The 13,158-nt window shown below is 72.6% G+C and carries 16 protein-coding genes; 5 read left to right on the top strand and 11 right to left on the bottom strand.

The features are described 5' to 3' along the window. Positions 1-95: 95 nt before the first annotated feature. The 5 genes from ACZ5NJ_RS02860 to ACZ5NJ_RS02840 form a co-directional block, all read right to left on the bottom strand. Positions 96-476, bottom strand: a complete 381-nt coding sequence (locus ACZ5NJ_RS02860) for a DUF6507 family protein (RefSeq protein ID WP_468761956.1) — start codon at positions 474-476, stop codon at positions 96-98. 49 nt (positions 477-525) lie between these two features. Beyond that, positions 526-837 (bottom strand): pore-forming ESAT-6 family protein, encoded by a 312-nt coding sequence (locus tag ACZ5NJ_RS02855; protein ID WP_395509843.1) that lies wholly within the window; start codon positions 835-837, stop codon positions 526-528. Between the two features lie 22 nt (positions 838-859). Then, positions 860-1,192 (bottom strand): hypothetical protein, encoded by a 333-nt coding sequence (locus ACZ5NJ_RS02850; protein WP_468761953.1) that lies wholly within the window; start codon positions 1,190-1,192, stop codon positions 860-862. A 124-nt stretch (positions 1,193-1,316) separates the two neighbouring features. Beyond that, a complete protein-coding gene (locus tag ACZ5NJ_RS02845; RefSeq protein ID WP_468761951.1) occupies positions 1,317-2,630 on the bottom strand; it encodes a PH domain-containing protein in 1,314 nt (437 codons plus the stop codon). Next, complete coding sequence (locus tag ACZ5NJ_RS02840; protein WP_468761949.1) at positions 2,627-3,118, bottom strand: PH domain-containing protein; 492 nt, start codon at positions 3,116-3,118, stop codon at positions 2,627-2,629. The genes ACZ5NJ_RS02845 and ACZ5NJ_RS02840 overlap by 4 nt, the downstream gene beginning before the upstream one ends. Positions 3,119-3,149: 31 nt before the next feature. Here ACZ5NJ_RS02840 and ACZ5NJ_RS02835 point away from each other — a divergent pair, with 31 nt between their 5' ends. The 3 genes from ACZ5NJ_RS02835 (at position 3,150) to ACZ5NJ_RS02825 (ending at position 5,532) form a co-directional block, all read left to right on the top strand. Further along, positions 3,150-4,292, top strand: a complete 1,143-nt coding sequence (locus ACZ5NJ_RS02835; protein WP_468761947.1) for an NADH-quinone oxidoreductase subunit D — start codon at positions 3,150-3,152, stop codon at positions 4,290-4,292. A 69-nt stretch (positions 4,293-4,361) separates the two neighbouring features. Then, the gene (locus tag ACZ5NJ_RS02830) at positions 4,362-5,246 is read left to right on the top strand and encodes an arylamine N-acetyltransferase family protein (RefSeq protein WP_468761945.1); all 885 of its coding nucleotides are present in this window, start codon (positions 4,362-4,364) and stop codon (positions 5,244-5,246) included. A 73-nt stretch (positions 5,247-5,319) separates the two neighbouring features. Beyond that, a complete protein-coding gene (locus ACZ5NJ_RS02825) occupies positions 5,320-5,532 on the top strand; it encodes a hypothetical protein (RefSeq protein WP_344169714.1) in 213 nt (70 codons plus the stop codon). A gap of 10 nt (positions 5,533-5,542) precedes the next feature. Here ACZ5NJ_RS02825 and ACZ5NJ_RS02820 read toward each other — a convergent pair whose 3' ends face one another. Further along, complete coding sequence (locus ACZ5NJ_RS02820) at positions 5,543-6,427, bottom strand: imine reductase family protein (protein WP_468761942.1); 885 nt, start codon at positions 6,425-6,427, stop codon at positions 5,543-5,545. A 117-nt stretch (positions 6,428-6,544) separates the two neighbouring features. On the opposite strand from ACZ5NJ_RS02820, the gene ACZ5NJ_RS02815 reads away from it, so the two are divergent. Continuing rightward, on the top strand, positions 6,545-7,156 hold the full coding sequence (locus ACZ5NJ_RS02815; protein ID WP_468761940.1) for a TetR/AcrR family transcriptional regulator: 612 nt from the start codon (positions 6,545-6,547) through the stop codon (positions 7,154-7,156). Between the two features lie 30 nt (positions 7,157-7,186). Here the strand turns inward: ACZ5NJ_RS02815 and ACZ5NJ_RS02810 are convergent, their stop codons facing one another. The 4 genes from ACZ5NJ_RS02810 to ACZ5NJ_RS02795 form a co-directional block, all read right to left on the bottom strand. Next, the gene (locus ACZ5NJ_RS02810; protein ID WP_468761938.1) at positions 7,187-8,221 is read right to left on the bottom strand and encodes a hypothetical protein; all 1,035 of its coding nucleotides are present in this window, start codon (positions 8,219-8,221) and stop codon (positions 7,187-7,189) included. Between the two features lie 98 nt (positions 8,222-8,319). After that, positions 8,320-9,312: an ABC transporter substrate-binding protein gene (locus tag ACZ5NJ_RS02805; protein ID WP_468761936.1), complete on the bottom strand. Its 993-nt coding sequence runs from the start codon at positions 9,310-9,312 to the stop codon at positions 8,320-8,322. Positions 9,313-9,356: 44 nt separating this feature from the next. Continuing rightward, the gene (locus tag ACZ5NJ_RS02800; RefSeq protein WP_468761934.1) at positions 9,357-10,031 is read right to left on the bottom strand and encodes an ABC transporter permease; all 675 of its coding nucleotides are present in this window, start codon (positions 10,029-10,031) and stop codon (positions 9,357-9,359) included. Between the two features lie 4 nt (positions 10,032-10,035). Beyond that, positions 10,036-10,728, bottom strand: a complete 693-nt coding sequence (locus ACZ5NJ_RS02795) for an ABC transporter permease (RefSeq protein ID WP_468762020.1) — start codon at positions 10,726-10,728, stop codon at positions 10,036-10,038. 162 nt (positions 10,729-10,890) lie between these two features. Here ACZ5NJ_RS02795 and ACZ5NJ_RS02790 point away from each other — a divergent pair, with 162 nt between their 5' ends. Then, positions 10,891-11,856 (top strand): ABC transporter ATP-binding protein, encoded by a 966-nt coding sequence (locus ACZ5NJ_RS02790; RefSeq protein WP_468761931.1) that lies wholly within the window; start codon positions 10,891-10,893, stop codon positions 11,854-11,856. A gap of 82 nt (positions 11,857-11,938) precedes the next feature. Here the strand turns inward: ACZ5NJ_RS02790 and ACZ5NJ_RS02785 are convergent, their stop codons facing one another. After that, positions 11,939-13,048: an alpha/beta hydrolase gene (locus tag ACZ5NJ_RS02785; protein ID WP_468761929.1), complete on the bottom strand. Its 1,110-nt coding sequence runs from the start codon at positions 13,046-13,048 to the stop codon at positions 11,939-11,941. Positions 13,049-13,158 lie beyond the last annotated feature (110 nt).

Below are 13,158 nucleotides of genomic sequence, written 5' to 3'. Positions count from 1 at the left end.
CGCCGCCGTGTCGATCGCCGTCTTGTTCTTCTCCAACGCGTCCAGGTCACCCGTGAACTGCGGAATCGTGCACGGATTGATCGGTACGTGGTCGGTCACTTCTTCTCCGCCCCCGGCAGATCGACCTTGGGCTCCTTCAGTGCCTCGCGCTGGGCGTTCTCCGCCTGCTCGATGTTGCCGTGGACGTACGCCGTCGTGGCCTTGATGGCCCCGTTGAGCGAGGCCTCCGTACGTGCCGAGATGAAGGCCAGCCGCTGCTGGTGGGAGGCCATGAGCTCGCCCAGCGCCCCGGCGATCGGGCCCATGCCGCCGCCCTCACCGCCGGTTCCGCCGCCGGGCGTGACGGTACCGGCGTGCTTGGCAGCCTCCGGCAGCTCCTTCTGGAGCGAGGTGCCCGCCTTCTGGAAACCCTCGGCGGCCGTGATCGTCTTGTTGACGACGCCCTGCACGCCGGACGGCTTGATGTCCCAGTCCATGACCTACCCCCGTGTCCCCGTGTTCCTGCGTCCGCTGCTCCGGCCGGCGTCAGCCGATGCCGTCGACCGCCGCCTTGGCCTTCGCGAGGGTCGCCTGCGCGGTCGCGTCGTTCTGCTCCAGCGTGTTGCGGACGAGGCGGATGATGTCGCGCACCTCGTTGGCCGCCTTGTTCCAGCGGACTTCCTTGCCGTGGTACTCGTCCGAGACGCCGTCGGCCGTGAACTCGGCCATGGCCGCCTTCACCGCCGCGTCACGGTCGCCGAGCACCCGCTCCAGCTGGCCGATGATCCCGCCGAGGCCGCCCTGGACCTCCACGGAGGCGGCGACGTCGTACGAGGTGCGGTCCTGGTTCTGTCCCATGTCTCCTCAATCCCCCGGGGTTTCAGCGCGCGCCGAAGCGGGCGGCGTCGAAGTTCGCGGAGCCCATGTTCTGGTGGGCGTTGTCACCCTGCTCGTGGTCACCGGTGGTGAACGAGGTGTCCATGCCGCGCTGACCGCCGAGGATCGCGCGCAGCGAGCCGTTCAGCTCCGCGGTGACGGCGTCCGAGCGCCGCTTGAACGAGTCGAACGCGGTGCGGCCGACCCCGTTGAACTTGCCCTCCAACGGGTCGGCGGCCGCGATCAGCAGCTTGATCAGCGTGCCGAGGTCGTCGCTGGAGCCGCTCGTGGCCTTGCCCAGCTCGGACAGCGTCGTGCTGCCCATGTCGAACTTCATTCACCCACCCCTGACGTGTTGTGCCGTCACTTCCGTGCTTACCTGTCTACCGAAGGGACGTTGCGAAGACAAACATGGTTTCGGTTGGCCGGAACCTCTGTCCGAAAATCGACGGAGCCCGGTGTCAGGCCATCCACCGGTCCGGCCGGGCCGCCGCCCGGGAGGTGCGGGAACGGCTCGCCTGGGCGTACAGCACGGCGGTCGCCTCGTCCGCCGCCCGGAGCCGGGCGGTGACGGTGTTGCCCGCGCCGGTGTCCACGTGCACGTCGGCCACCCCGCAGATCCGCTCCCAGGGGCCCCGGGTCCGGCGCACGCTCTGCACCTTCGCGTGCGGGACGATCTCCGTACGCCGGCACAGGAGCCCGCGCCGGATGGCGAACAGCTCCGGCGAGACGGCCAGTCCGTACCCCTTCCACCACACCGGGACCACCCACCGCGCGCCCCGCCGCGGGGACGGCGCGAAGACCAGCGCCGCCGGGTCCGCGCCCGGCAGTACCCGGGCGATCAGGGCGTGGGCGGCGTCCCGGCCGGCGACCGGCACCAGGAGCCCGTTCTTGGAGCCCGCCACGGCCAGCTCCACCCGCACCCACCCGCGCCGCCGCCACAGCAGCGGCTCCACGATCCGCACGGTCTGCACCCGCCCCGGCGGGACGGTCTCGTGGGCCCGGTCCAGCAGCCCGTGGTCCAGCCGCAGCCCGTCGGGGGACTCGGCGACCCGCCAGTCGTAGCCGGAGAGGAAACGGTCCACGCTCCCCCGCCACACCGCGCCCAGCAGCGGCACCACGGTGACCACGGCCGCCCAGAGGCTGTCGCTGAGCCGCCACACGATCACCGGGCCCACCAGGCCGCCCACCACGGCGGCCCACGCGTCCAGGCTGAGCAGCAGGGAGACCACCAGGTCCCGCACCGGCAGCCGCAGCAGCTCCCGCTCGGGGGCCTCGCCGAGCGTGCCCGCCTCGGCCGGGGCGAAGCCGGCGGCGCGGGCCAGCAGCTCGGCGCGCAGGGCGACGGCGTCCCGTTCCCCGAGGAAGGCCAGCTCGTCCTTGTCCTCGGTGCCGATGACGTCGATGCGCAGCGCGGCGACCCCGGCCAGGCGGGCCAGCAGGGGGCGGGTGACGTCGATGGCCTGGACCCGGTCGAGGCGGATGTGGGCGGTGCGCCGGAAGACCAGACCGGTGCGGATGCGCAGCTCGCTGTCGGTGACGGCGTAGTGGGTGAACCACCAGCTGAGGAAGCCGTACGTGCCGAAGACGAGGACGACCGCGGCCAGGACGAGCAGCCGCAGCCACACGGGCAGGGCCAGCGCCCACTCCTGGGCCCGCTCCCCCTGCTGGGCGACCACGCCGGCGGTGGCGGCGATCGGCACCCAGGCCCGGCGCAGCGGGGTCAGTACGTGCAGCCGCCGCTCGACGCCCTGCGGGGGCGGGGCGGAGGTCACAGGCCGGCCGATCGGGCCTCGCCGAGCTCCGTGAGCCGGTCCCGGAGGCGCTCCGCCTCGTCCGGGGCCAGGCCCGGGATCTTGGCGTCGGTGGCCGCCGCGGCCGTGTGGAGCTGGACGGAGGCCAGCCCGAAGCGCCGCTCCAGGGGGCCCGAGGTCACCTCCACCAGCTGCATCCGCCCGTACGGGACGACCGTCTCCTCCCGCCACAGCACCCCCCGGCTGATCAGCAGGTCGTCGACGCGTTCGGCGTAGCGCCAGGAGCGCCAGTTCCGTCCGAGCAGCACCCAGCCCCAGACCAGCGGCAGCAGCCATATCGCACCGAGGGCCGCCCACTCCGCTCCGGCGAGCAGCCCCAGCGGAAGGGCGGTCGCCGACGCGAGCACGACCGTCCACACCACCAGCAGCAGCCGCCGGAGGGACAGGAGCCCACCCGGCAGTCCGACCCATTCGGGTCGGTCCGTCTCACCCGTCGTCCCCGTTTCCATGGCCCCAGCCTAGGGCTGCGACAATGCGCGCATGACGGAGACCACGGTCGGCATCGGCGGTGCGGCGGAGAGCACCGACATGGTGCTCAACATCGGACCGCAGCACCCTTCCACCCACGGCGTGCTGCGGCTGCGGCTCGTCCTGGACGGCGAGCGCATCGCCGCCGCCGAACCCGTGGTCGGATACATGCACCGGGGCGCGGAGAAGCTGTTCGAGGCCCGCGACTACCGCCAGATCGTCATGCTCGCCAACCGGCACGACTGGCTGTCCGCCTTCTCCAACGAGCTCGGCGTGGTCATGGCCGTCGAGCGGATGCTGGGCATGGAGGTCCCCGAGCGGGCGGTGTGGATGCGTACGCTCCTCGCCGAGCTGAACCGGGTCCTGAACCACCTGATGTTCCTCGGGTCGTACCCCCTCGAACTGGGCGGTATCACCCCGATCTTCCACGCGTTCCGCGAGCGCGAGGAGCTCCAGGCCGTCATGGAGGAGATCTCCGGCGGCCGCATGCACTACATGTTCAACCGGGTAGGCGGCCTCAAGGAGGACCTCCCGGCCGGCTGGCTCGGCCGGGCCCGGGCGGCCATCGCCGACGTCCGCACCCGGATGGACGTCTACGACAAGCTCGTCCACGGCAACGAGATCTTCCGGGGCCGTACGCGCGGTGTCGGCGTCCTGTCCGCCGAGGCGGTGCACGCGTACGGGGTCTCCGGCCCGATCGCCCGCGCCTCCGGCGTGGACTTCGACCTGCGCCGCGACGAGCCCTACCTGGCGTACGGGGAGCTCCAGGACGTCCTGAAGGTGGTCACCCGGACCGAGGGCGACTGCCTGGCCCGCTTCGAGGTGCTCCTCGACCAGACCCACAACGCCCTGGACCTGGCGGTGGCCTGCCTGGACCGGATGGAGCAGCTGCCGCCGGGGCCGGTCAACCAGCGGCTGCCGAAGGTGCTGAAGGCGCCCGAGGGCAGCACGTACGCCTGGACGGAGAACCCGCTCGGGATCAACGGCTACTACCTGGTCTCGAAGGGCGAGAAGACCCCGTACCGGCTGAAGCTGCGCAGCGCCTCCTTCAACAACATCCAGGCCCTGGCGGTACTGCTGCCGGGACAGCTGGTCGCCGACATGGTGGCGATCCTGGGCTCGCTGTTCTTCGTGGTCGGCGACATCGACAAGTAGGCCGGCCGACCTGACAGTCCCGCCGCGGACGCCGGCGGGGCGGCCCGGACCCGCCCTAGGGTCGCCGCCATGACCACTCCCTCCCGCGACGACTTCACCGGCTACCTGCGCAGGCTCGGCGTCACCGACCCCGGGGCGCCCTCCGCGCAGGGCCTGTACGCGCTGCAGCGGGCGCACGTCGAACGCGTCCCGTTCGAGAACACCGACATCCGGCTGGACCGGCCGCCGGGCATCGACCCCGCGCTGTCCGTGCGCCGGATCGCCGCCGGCCGCGGCGGGTACTGCTTCCACCTCAACGGGGCCTTCGCCGTGCTGCTGGAGGAACTGGGGTACGAGGTGACCCGCCACCTCGGCGGCATGCACGCCGACCCGGCGGCCCGGGAGGCGGGCGGCGACCACCTCGCGCTGACGGTACGGGTCGACGGGCACGTCCACTTCGTCGACGTCGGCATGGGCGACGGCCCCCACGAGCCGCTGCCGCTGCGCGCGGGCACGTACGAGCAGGGCTTCCCGTACCGGCTGGAGCCGCTGACGGTGACCTGGGACGGGGGCGGGAGCGAGGGCGAGGGCTGGAGCCTGCACCGCGAGGGCGTCCCGACGCCGCGCATGAACTTCCGCACGGCACCGGCCGCCATGGCCGACTTCGAGCCCGCCCACCAGTGGCTGTCCACCGCCGAGGACTCCCCGTTCCGCCGGTCGTTCGTCATGCTGCGGCGCAGCGCGGAGGGCATCGACCGGCTGCACGGCCGCATGCTGATCCGCACCGCCCCGGACGGCACCCGCACCGTGCGGGAGCTCACCACCGCCGAGGAGTTCTTCGGGGCCGTCGCGGGGGTCTTCGACCGGGCCCTGGACGACGTGGACGCGGAGGACCGGGCGGCGCTGTGGGACCGGGTGACCGAGGACCACGAGGCGTGGCTGGCGGAGCGGGCGAAGGCCGGCGCGGCGGGCTGACGGGGCCGGCGGAGCGGGCCGACGGGGCCGGCCCGGCGGGATGGATGTCGGTGGGGCAGGGCAGACTGGGGGCATGTCCGCTTCCCCCCGACGGGCCTGCCCCAGCTGCGGCCGCGACTGCGCGGTGACGGCCGGCCGGATCGCCCGCCACGACCCTCCGGCGGGGCGCCGCGCCGGCCTGGTGTCCTGCCCGGGCTCCCGGGCGCGGGTGGTGCTGGGCGCCTCCGCACCGACCCTGGACGGCTTCACCCTGGGCCCGCACCCGGGCCAGCTCCCGCTGTTCTGAGCACCCGGGCCTACACCGCGCCCGCCTGCACCGCTCCCGCCTGCGGCGCGCCGAGCAGGCCGAGCAGGCGGGTGGTGCCGTCGGCCCCGTAGCCCGCGTCGACCCCGCGCCGGTACAGCTCGGCGTGGGCGGCGAGGATCCCGGTGTGGACGCCGGAGTCGGCGGCCGTGTGCAGGACGTGGTCCAGGCTGGCCGCGCACATCGCGAGGCGGGCGTGGGTGCCGTCGGGGTCGTCCGCGTCGGCGAGGGGCGCGGAGCCCTCGTAGAAGGCGCGCATGCTGTCGGCGGTGTAGCCGGCGTAGGGGAGGATGTCGGCGGCCGTGAGGCCGTTGGCGCGGGCGATGGCGACGGCCTGGAACCAGCCCGTGTACGCGGTCCAGAACAGGGTCATGTTGAGCTGGTAGTACAGCTGCGCGTGGCCCGGGTCCGCACCGCGGTAGTCGGTGGCGCCGAGGACGTCGAGCGCGGCGCGCTGCTCCCCGTACACCTCCTCGGGGCCGCTGATGAAGATCGAGGCGCCCTCCTGGCCGATGCCGGTCGGCGGGACGTTGACCCCGCCGGTGAGGTACGAGGCCCCGCGCTCCCGCGCCCACCGGGCGGCCGCCCGCGCCTTCTCGGGGACGTCGGAGGACAGGTTGGCCAGGACCCGGCCGTCGAGGTCGGCGTCGGCGAGCGCGGTGTACACGGCGTCCACGTCGATGAGGCTGACGACGCTCAGCGGGCTCGCGGCGACGGCCTCGGCGGCGGTCGCGGCCCGCCGGGCCCCGCGGGCCACCAGCGCGGCGTCCTTGCCGGGGCTGCGGTTCCAGACGGTGACGGCGTGGCCGGCGTCGAGGTAGGCGGAGGCCATGGCCTGGCCCATGGGACCGAGGCCGATGATCGAAACCTGGTGCATGACGGAGTTCTCCCCTTCGATCGGACTAGAACGAACGCTCTATCCAGCGCTCGGGGCCGACCGTAGCACGGCACTAGAACGAGCGCTCTATCCAATTCCGAGGGTAGGATCCTCCGCATGGCGGCGACAGCAGCAGGAACAGGGGCGGGGACGGGGACCGGGACGGGGACGCGCGAGCGGCTGGTCCGCACGGCCTCCCGCCTGATGCAGCACGGCGGCTACGAGAGCACCCCGGTCAAACAGCTCGTCCGCGAGGCGCAGGCCACGCTGGGCTCGCTCTACCACTTCTTCCCGGGCGGCAAGCAGGAGCTCGCGGTGGCCGCGATCGGCTACGGCGACGGGGAGTTCGCCGGGATGCTGGGCGCCGCGCTGGACTCCGACCCGGACGCGGCCCGGGCGATCGAGGCGGCGGCCGGGGTGCTGGCCGACGCCCTCGCGGCCTCGGACTGGCGCGACGGCTGCCCGGTCACGGCCACGGCCCTGGAGTCGGTCGGGCGGCTGCCCGAGCTCCAGGAGGCGTGCGCGCGGTCCTTCGGGAACTGGCAGGAGCTGGTGGCGGCGAAGCTGCGCTCCTCCGGCATCGGCGAGGAGGACGCCCGCGACCTGGCGGTCACCGTCATTGCCACGCTGGAGGGCGCCGAGATGACCTCCCAGGTCACCCGGTCGCGCACCCCGCTGCTGCTGGCGGGCCGTCACCTCGCCCGCCTGGTGGCCTCGTACGCCCCCTGACGGGGGCCCGCCCGGGCCGGGGCGGCGGTGCTACGAGATGGCCGTGCGGAGGCGGACCACGTCGATCGGCTCGGTCTCGTCGTGGGCCGTCAGGTCGATGACCTGGCCCACCGCACGCTGCTCGTCCGTCGCCGGCTTGAACTCCGGTTCGGCCTCGCCGTCCGCGGACTCCGCCTTGTGCGCGGCCAGCGCCTCCGCGCCGACCACGTCCGCCAGGTCCTCGTTCTGCACGGACTCGATCACGGCACGCGCCTGCGCGGCGTTCTTGGTGCCGAAGAAGTCGAAGCCCCCCTCGACGCGCGAGGTGGAACGCCGCTGGGCCGCGTACGGGGCCACCGCCGCCTGCCGCCGCGCCGGCACGGCCGGGGCGGCCGGGGCGCTCGCGGTCGGGGTCACGGGGACGGGAGCGGTCGCGGGGGTCGCCGTACGGGTGTGGGCCTCCGGCGCCGGGGCCAGCGCCTTCGGCCCGGCCGCGGCCGCGGCCGCCCGCGCCTCGGACTTCTTCAGCAGCGCGGCCATCGCCGCGTTGGCCCGCGCGTACCCCACCGCGGTCGGCGCCCCACTGCCGGTGCGCTCCTCCGAGACCGCCGGCAGCTCCTTGGGCGGGCCCGCGTTCTCCAGCGCCAGCAGCCGCCGCTTCTCCAGCGCGCTGGCCCGCTCGGTCTCGGCGGTGGCGTACCGGCGCAGCAGCGCCGCGTGTTCGCCGCGCAGGCCCGCGAGTTCGACCCGCTTGGCGCGCAGCTTGGCGTCCAGCCTGGCGCGCAGGACCCGGGCCTCTTCGAGGTCGGATTCGAGCTCGGCTATCCGCTCGTCCGTCTTCCACTCGTCCTTGACCCGCTCGCGGGCCAGCTCCGCCACCCGGCGGCCGGCCGCCCGGTCCCAGGAGCGCATCAGGACGGCGCCGCCGACGCCCGCAGCCGCCGTGAGGGCCACGAGCAGGCGCAGCGCGAGGGGTTCCGCGAGAAGCCAGGCCGCGCCGGCGCTGGCGACGGAAACCCCGCCGACGGCCGTCGGCGTGAGAAGTCGGTGCAGGGGCTCGGGATTGCGGTGACGTCCACGGGGCATGGCCTGAAATTTACAGGGCGTGGACCTCCTGTGGGGTACCCGCCCGGCAATCTCTTCCCGCGCGGTTTCCCCACGTTCGGCCATCGACCGTGTAACCGCTACTTCTTCAGAAGACCCTTGGACTCCAGGTAGGCCTTCGCGACATCGGCCGGCTTCGCCCGCTCCGCGTCCACCTTGCGGTTGAGTTCGACGAGGTCGGCGGTGGTGAGCGCCTTCGTCAGCCGCTCCAGCGCGGCCGCGACCTCCGGGGCTCCGGCGTCCTTGGCGTTGACCACCGGCAGCACGTTGTCGGCGTTCTGGAGCTTCTTGTCGTCCTCCAGCAGCACCAGACCGAAGCCGTCCAGGGTGGCGTCGGTGGTGGTGGTCAGCACGAGCTGGTCCACCCCGTCCTTGACGGCCTGCTTGGCCTGCGGGGTGCCCACGCCCTTGGGGTCGATACCGGAGACCTGGATTCCGTACGTCTTCTCCAACCCCGGGGCGCAGAAGGGGCGGACGGCGCATTCGTCACCCGCGGCGATCTTCACCTTCTGGCCCGACTTTCCAAGATCGGAAAGCGTCCTGAGATTGTTCTTCTGCGCGAATTCCCTGGTCACGGCGAAGGCGTTCTGGTCGACGGCCGCGCCCGCCGGGAGCGCCTTGAGCCCCAGCGGCGCCGCGAGCTTCTCCAGCGCCGCGACGGTCGCCGCCGGGTCGCTGGACGCGACCGGCTTCTCCTTCGGCGCGTTCGGGCCGTTCACCTTGGCGTTCAGGAACTCCGCGAGGGTGGCCGCGTACTCGGGGACGACGTCGATCTCGCCCTTCTCCAGCGAGGGCTCGTACAGCTCGCGGTTGTTGACCGTGGTGATGGAGGTGTCGTAGCCCGCGTCCGCGAGGACCCGCGCGTACAGCTCGGCCAGCACGTTGGACTCGGTGAACCCGGCCGCGCCGACCACCAGCTTGCCCTTGGCCCCGCCGCCGGACGAGGAGGAGGACGAGGACGACGAACCGCCGTCCTTGCTCTTCTCCAGGCTGTCGCCCCCGCACGCGCTGAGCGAAACGGTCAGGGCCACCGCGCCCAGGGTCGCGCCGAGGATGCGCGTGGACTTGCTCATCATGCTCCTTGGAATTCAGGGGAAAAGCGACGGAAGGGACGGCCTCAGCGCGGCGCCGGGCGGCCGCGGCGCGGCAGCAGCCGGTCCGCCGCCACCAGCAGGCCCTCCACCAGCAGGGCCAGCAGCGCGACCAGCAGGGCGCCCGCCACCACCTGCGGGGTGTTGTACGTGTTGAAGCCGGCGGTGATGATCCGGCCCAGGCCGCCCTGGCCGACCATCGCGGCGATCGTGGCGGTGGCGATGACCTGCACGGCGCCCGAGCGCAGCCCGGTCATCACCAGCCCCCGGGCGAGTGGCAGTTCCACCCGCCAGAACAGCTGCCGGCCGGACATGCCCATGCCCCGGGCCGCCTCGACCACCGAGCGGTCCACCTCGCGCATGCCGACGTACGCGTTGGTCAGCAGCGGCGGCACCGCGAACAGCACCAGCGCGACCACGGTCGGCAGGTAGCCGGCGCTGCGCAGTGGCGAGACCATGAACAGGGCCAGCACCGCGAACACCGGGACGGCCCGCCCCGCGTTGGAGACGTTCACGGCGAGCGCCCCGCCCCGGCCGACGTGGCCGAGCCACAGCCCCACCGGCAGGGCCACCGCGCAGGCGACGCCCAGGGCGATCCCGCTGACCAGCAGGTGCTCGGCGAGCCGGTGCCAGACGCCGTTCTCCCCGGACCAGTTGGCGCCGTCCGCGAGCCAGTCGCAGGCCTTCCCCAGCACTCCCACGGCCTCAGGCCCCCTTCGTGCGCGCCGGACGGCCGGCCCGGGTCCAGGGGGTGAGCAGCCGCTGGAGGCCCAGCAGCAGCAGGTCCGCGACCAGGGCGAGCAGCACGCACAGCACGGAGGCGGTGAGCACCTGCGCCTTGAAGGAGCTGTTCACGGCGGGGGCGATCAGGTTGCCCAGCCCGCCCTTGCCGACGATGGAGCCGACGGTGGTCAGCGCCACGGTGGAGACGGTCGCGATCCGCACCCCGGCGAGCAGCGCGGGCAGCGCCAGCGGCAGTTCGACCTGCCACAGCAGCCGGGACGGGCCGTAGCCCATGCCGCGCGCGGCCTCCCGCACCTCCTCGGGGACGGCCTCCAGGCCGGCCAGGACGTTGCGGACCAGGATGGTCAGCGAGTACAGCACCAGGCCGGTCACCACGAGCGCCGCCGAGAGCCCGAAGAAGGGCAGCAGCAGGGAGAACATGGCGAGCGAGGGCACCGTGTAGAGCAGGGTGGTCAGGCCCAGCACGGGAGCGGCCCAGCGGCGGCCGCGGCGGGCCAGCAGGGCGAGCGGGACGGCGACGGCGATGCCGATGAGCACCGAGACCGCCGTGATCCAGACGTGTTCGAGGGTGGCGTCGGCGAGTTCCGGGGCGCGGGAGCTGACGTAGTCCCAGCAGATCCAGTCGTTCGCCACCAGGCAGTTCCGTACCGCCACACCGCTCACCCCCTTTTCTCCTCGCACACGCGCACCCGAAGACCCGGCCAGTGCGACCATAACCCCCGCTGCCCGCCTTGGCCGGAATCATTCGCACACGTGCAACACTCCCCTCACAAAGCCTTCGCCCATCCGCGCGCACCGGTGGGGGAGGATGGCGGGGTGATCCGATTCGAGCATGTGACCAAGCGCTACCCCGACGGGACGACGGCGGTCGAGGACCTGTCGTTCGAGGTGGCGGAGGGCGAGCTGGTCACGCTGGTGGGCCCGTCCGGGTGCGGCAAGACGACCACGATGAAGATGGTCAACCGGCTCATCGAGCCCACCTCGGGCCGGATCCTGCTGGACGGCGAGGACGTCTCCGCCGCCGATCCGGTCGAGCTGCGCCGCCGCATCGGGTACGTCATCCAGCAGGTCGGGCTGTTCCCGCACAAGACGGTCCTGGAGAACACGGCGACCGTGCCGCAGCTGATCGGCACCCCGAAGGCGAAGGCCCGCGCCCGGGCGGCCGAGCTCCTCGAACTCGTCGGCCTGGACCCCGCCGTGTTCGGCGGCCGCTACCCCGAGCAGCTGTCGGGAGGCCAGCGCCAGCGCGTCGGCGTCGCCCGGGCCCTCGCGGCGGACCCGCCGGTGCTGCTGATGGACGAGCCGTTCGGCGCGGTGGACCCCGTGGTGCGCGAGCGGCTCCAGAACGAGTTCCTCACCCTCCAGAAGACCGTCCGCAAGACGATCCTCCTGGTCACGCACGACCTGGAGGAGGCCGTCCGGCTCGGCGACCGCATCGCGGTCTACGGGGAGGGCACCATCGAGCAGTTCGCCCGCCCCGCCGCGGTCCTCGGCGCGCCGGCCACCGACTACGTGGCCTCCTTCGTCGGCGCCGACCGGGGCCTGAAGCGGCTCGCGGTCACCCCGGTCGGGGAGGCCGACCTGACGGCGGCCCAGGAGGGCGAGGCGCCGGCCGGCTCGGTGGCGCTCGGGGCGTCGCTGCGCGAGGCCCTGGCGGCCCTGCTCCAGGAGGACGCGGGCCGCATCGGGGTCACGGACCCGGAGTCCGGCGCGCTGGTCGGCGTACTGACCCCGGAGGGCGTCCACCGGGCGCTGCGCCGGGCCGACCCGCCGGCGGCATGACGAAGGGCCCGACTCCCGTCGGGCCCCGACCACGCGCGAGCGGGCGGACCGCTCGGTACTGCACTGCTGCCGCCGTCCGGCGTCAGGCCTGCATCCGGCTGCTCATCCACACCAGCATCGGCGGGATCTCGCGGCGCCAGGTGTTGAAGTTGTGGCCGCCGCTGTCGAGGATGATCGAGGAGACCCGGTCCGGACCCTTGACCAGCTTGATGAACTTCCTGGTGTCGTTGAGGTTGTCCTCGCCCTTCTCGCTCGTGGTGACGAGGAAGGAGGTACCGGTCGGCTTCTTGTTCTCCACGCTCCACAGCACGTCGGAGGCCTTCTTCAGCTTCTCGTCGCCGTGGAAGAGGTCACCGGTCGTCGGGTCGTCCGCGGCCTTGTAGTACGCGGACAGACCGGCGGCGGCACCGAAGGTCTGCGGGTGGTGCGCGGCGATCTTCAGGGCGCAGTAGCCGCCCGTGGAGTTGCCGATGAAGCCCATGTTCTGCGGCTTCTTGCCGACCCGGAAGGTGCCCTGGATGGCCTGCGGCAGGTCCTGCGCGAAGAAGGTCTCCGTCATCGGGCCGCCCGGTATGTCCACGCACTCGGTGTCGCGCGGCGGCGCGATCGTCGGGCGCAGCATGACCAGGATCATCGGCTTCATCTTGCCCTGCTTGGCCTGCTTGAAGGCCGTCATGGGGTAGTTCAGCCCTTTGATCAGGTTTTCCGCGGTACCCGGGTAACCCGTCAGGACGATGGAGGCCGGAAAGTTCTTGTCCTTGTGCTGCGGCTGGAAGTACTCCGGCGGGAGCCAGACGTAGCCGGGACTCGTTATCTTCGACTTCTGCCCGGTGATGGCCACCTTCAGTATCTGACCGCCGACCTGGGGCTGGCCGCCGCCGGGGACGTCCAGCTTCTGCTTGTCGAGGACCTTGATGTCCTTGCTGCTCATCGAGTGGTCGACGACCTTGCCGATCGCCGTCTGCTGACCGAACAGGTCGGCCCAGGAACCGTAGAAGAGGAACGACTTGTTGGCGGCGAGACCGACTGCCGAGAACAGCGCCAGCTGGGTCGCGAGCAGGAGGCCGACCCGGCCGAGGACCGACCGCCAGGAGCGGCCCGAGAGCTTCGGCCAGAGCCAGACCGTCACCGCGAACAGCGCTACACCCGCGATGATGGCCAGGACCAGAACGGCATTACTGGTGAGACCCATGAGCAGTCAGTCGACTTTCTGATGGCAGGACTGGATTTTTCCGACGGAAGAGTGAACCCGCTCCTCCTCGATGTCGTCCTAGTGGACGCACCACACCCCGGAGGCTGTCG

It is taken from the genome of Streptomyces sp. NPDC032091, from assembly GCF_055580265.1.
The sequence above is the reverse complement of the archived record's forward strand: the minus strand, read 5'-3'. Positions and strand labels throughout refer to the sequence as shown.

Coding starts and splice junctions, on each gene's coding strand:
- ACZ5NJ_RS02835 (WP_468761947.1), top strand. CDS start 3,150: ATGACGGAGACCACGGTCGGCATCGGCGGTGCGGCGGAGAGCACCGAC.
- ACZ5NJ_RS02850 (WP_468761953.1), bottom strand. CDS start 1,192: ATGAAGTTCGACATGGGCAGCACGACGCTGTCCGAGCTGGGCAAGGCC.
- ACZ5NJ_RS02805 (WP_468761936.1), bottom strand. CDS start 9,312: ATGAGCAAGTCCACGCGCATCCTCGGCGCGACCCTGGGCGCGGTGGCC.
- ACZ5NJ_RS02810 (WP_468761938.1), bottom strand. CDS start 8,221: ATGCCCCGTGGACGTCACCGCAATCCCGAGCCCCTGCACCGACTTCTC.
- ACZ5NJ_RS02820 (WP_468761942.1), bottom strand. CDS start 6,427: ATGCACCAGGTTTCGATCATCGGCCTCGGTCCCATGGGCCAGGCCATG.
- ACZ5NJ_RS02825 (WP_344169714.1), top strand. CDS start 5,320: ATGTCCGCTTCCCCCCGACGGGCCTGCCCCAGCTGCGGCCGCGACTGC.
- ACZ5NJ_RS02840 (WP_468761949.1), bottom strand. CDS start 3,118: ATGGAAACGGGGACGACGGGTGAGACGGACCGACCCGAATGGGTCGGA.
- ACZ5NJ_RS02830 (WP_468761945.1), top strand. CDS start 4,362: ATGACCACTCCCTCCCGCGACGACTTCACCGGCTACCTGCGCAGGCTC.
- ACZ5NJ_RS02785 (WP_468761929.1), bottom strand. CDS start 13,048: ATGGGTCTCACCAGTAATGCCGTTCTGGTCCTGGCCATCATCGCGGGT.
- ACZ5NJ_RS02815 (WP_468761940.1), top strand. CDS start 6,545: ATGGCGGCGACAGCAGCAGGAACAGGGGCGGGGACGGGGACCGGGACG.
- ACZ5NJ_RS02860 (WP_468761956.1), bottom strand. CDS start 476: ATGGACTGGGACATCAAGCCGTCCGGCGTGCAGGGCGTCGTCAACAAG.
- ACZ5NJ_RS02855 (WP_395509843.1), bottom strand. CDS start 837: ATGGGACAGAACCAGGACCGCACCTCGTACGACGTCGCCGCCTCCGTG.